This is a genomic window from Williamsia sp., assembly GCF_016462415.1.
Lineage (GTDB): Bacteria > Actinomycetota > Actinomycetes > Mycobacteriales > Mycobacteriaceae > Williamsia_A.
This window is the reverse complement of record NZ_JAEMTF010000212.1, coordinates 1-2,469: the sequence shown is the minus strand read 5'-3', so window position 1 is coordinate 2,469 and position 2,469 is coordinate 1. Positions and strand designations below refer to the sequence as shown.

Annotated in this window: 5 protein-coding genes; 3 read left to right on the top strand and 2 right to left on the bottom strand. The window is 69.0% G+C overall.

From position 1 onward, the window contains the following. Nucleotides 1-326 (bottom strand): alpha/beta fold hydrolase (locus tag JHC79_RS23380; protein WP_296395441.1); only part of this gene is annotated, 326 nt, incomplete at its 3' end. A 34-nt stretch (nucleotides 327-360) separates the two neighbouring features. Here JHC79_RS23380 and JHC79_RS23375 point away from each other — a divergent pair. After that, entirely contained in the window at nucleotides 361-999 is a 639-nt protein-coding gene (locus JHC79_RS23375; RefSeq protein ID WP_296395438.1) for a glyoxalase, read from the top strand. A gap of 93 nt (nucleotides 1,000-1,092) precedes the next feature. On the opposite strand, the gene JHC79_RS23370 is transcribed toward JHC79_RS23375, so the two are convergent. Continuing rightward, entirely contained in the window at nucleotides 1,093-1,485 is a 393-nt protein-coding gene (locus JHC79_RS23370) for a hypothetical protein (protein ID WP_296395436.1), read from the bottom strand. A 127-nt stretch (nucleotides 1,486-1,612) separates the two neighbouring features. Between JHC79_RS23370 and JHC79_RS23365 the strand changes: the two genes are divergently transcribed. Continuing rightward, nucleotides 1,613-2,026 (top strand): hypothetical protein, encoded by a 414-nt coding sequence (locus JHC79_RS23365; protein WP_296395434.1) that lies wholly within the window; start codon nucleotides 1,613-1,615, stop codon nucleotides 2,024-2,026. Nucleotides 2,027-2,120: 94 nt separating this feature from the next. Continuing rightward, nucleotides 2,121-2,469 (top strand): hypothetical protein (locus tag JHC79_RS23360; protein ID WP_296395432.1); only part of this gene is annotated, 349 nt, incomplete at its 3' end.

The following is a 2,469-nucleotide window of genomic DNA, read 5'->3' as shown; positions in this document are numbered from 1 at the left end:
CCCCAGTCGTGGCCCACCAGCCGAACCCGATCGATGCCGAGGGCGTCGAGCAGCGCCAGGATGTCCGTGGCCAGGCGCTCCTTCCGGTAGCCGCCCGGAGGCGCGTCGGTCCAACCGAAGCCGCGGAGATCGGGCGCGATGACGCGGTAGCGGTCCGAGACCGCCGGGATCACGTCCCGCCAGAGGTACCAGTGCTGCGGCCAGCCGTGCAGGAGCAGGAGGGGCGGCGCGTCGGCCGGGCCGGCGACTGCGACGTGCATGCGGAGCGGGCCGGCGTCGACATACTGGTGCTCGACGCCGTCGACGTGGGGGAGGGGACGGGTCATATCCGGCCCGATCCTACTATGACGTAACTCATAGATGCGACCTCATCCCACTCTCACTTCGCTCCGTCTCGCCGCCGATCCTGACGCATGGCGCGGGTGCGGTGTCGATGTCGACGTCAACGGCTGCGCCAGGCTGGGCGGCGTACTCCTGCACATCGCTGGGCCCGACGCCGGCAGGGGGCTCCTGGGCTGGAACTTCACCGGGCTCGAGGACCGTGCGGAGATCGCGGGGATCCCGGTGCTCGACGACATCACCGGCACCGGCGGAGCCGACCACCCGCTGCGCATCGACGCGCTCGACCACGTCGTCGTGATGACCGGAGACCTCGACCGAACCCTCGCCGCGCTCGACGACGCGGGCCTCGACCGGCGCCGCATTCGTGAGACCGACCAGATCCGCCAGGCGTTCTACCTCGTCGGGCCCGCGCTCATCGAGGTCGCGGCGCCGCGGGAGCCGACCACGGAACCCGCGCGACTCTGGGGCCTGACCGTCAACGTCGAGGACCTCGACGCCGCAGCGGATCTCCTCGGCGAGAAGCTCGGCAGCATCCGCGACGCCGTGCAGCCCGGCCGTCGGATCGCCACGGTGCGGCGCGAGGCCGGGCTCGGGATCCCGGTCGCGCTCATGACGCCGCGGCGCCCGATCGAAGCCCACCCCCCAGTGGCCTCGTAGATCGGGCGCCGCGTCGCGTCGTGTTCATCGCTCCACCGTGATCCGGGGCTCCACGTCCGGATCGCAGCGGGGCGAAGCCCCCCAGGGCTGGTCCTAGAAGTCCTCAGGCAGGATCGCGCCGGCCTGAAGTGCGGCGGCGAAGCGGTCGGCTTCGTCGCGGGCGTTCGCGGCGGAGAGCGCGTCGAGCGCGGCCACCAGGGTTCGGGTCCCCTCGTCGAGACCGAGGTCGAAGCGCTCGAGCGCCTCGTCGTCGTAGATCCCCGCGCCTTCCCAATCGCAGTTGGGGCAGCGGAGCCCGACCGCGAAGTGCCATTCGTCGACCTCGAGGGCCTCCGTCGGGAACACGAATGGCAGCTTGCACTCCGGGCAGACGTGCGGAGAGGGCTCTTCGGTCTTCGCGACCTCGTGGAGGTGCACCCCGAGAGCCCGGTGGATGTCGGTGCTTGTGGTGTCGACCTGCGGCATGAACGGCAAGGTGAAGCGCACGGGTGTGAGAACGGTGTGAGGGCGGTGTCGGAGCGGTGGTGGCGCATTTCTTCACGTTTGCGTAATCCCGAAGCGGGTCAGCCGTTGACGTTCCGACCGACCAATTCCACCGCCCCTCAGGAGGCAGATGAACATGGGTTTCTTCAAGGACATGCGCAATCTTCAGAAGCAGGCCGAGGCCATGACTCCTCCCGAGTACCGGGGCATGGGCGGCTCGATGCGACAGATGCGCGACGGCGTGGCGATGGCCAACCAGACGCTGTCCGATCTCAACTCGGGCCAGATGCAGGCCCAGACCCTCATGGCGACCGGCGTCGTCGGTCAGGCGACCATCGGCGGCATCCGTGACACGGGCATGACCGTGAACGAGAACCCCGTGGTCGAGCTCGACCTCCAGGTCACGAGCCCGAACGTCCCGAACCCGTACCCCGTCACCCACCGTCAGATGATCAACCGCCTGCAGGTCCCGCAGCTCCAGCCCGGCACGACCGTGCAGGTGCGCGTGGACCCGATGAATCCGCAGTCGCTGATCCTCGGCTGACACCCCCTCGGCCCGGTCGGTCGAATCCCCGGTCCACCGCGTCCGTCCGTGGCGTGGTGGACCGAAGGGGCCGGTACGCTACGTTCCGGTAGGGATGCTTCGGAGAGGGCTGCTCACCACACTTGCGCTGTTCTGCGCGATGGCACTGACGCCCACCGGCGCAGCATTCGCCGGCGAGCAGACGCAGAAGTACCGGTTCGGGCCGATCATCGTGAAGCCCGGCCAGAACGACATCCTGTTCGAGGCCAACGACAAGAAGCCGTCGGTCCCGGGCTGGATCACGTCGTTCAAGCCGGACCTCGTCTACAAGGACGGGACACCGACCAAGACCGACGTCATCCACCTGCACCACGGCGTCTGGCTGAAGAACTTCATGCCGCAGTTCGCCGCGGGCGAGGAGAAGTCGATCGTCGACCTGCCCGACGGCTACGGCTGGCGCAGCG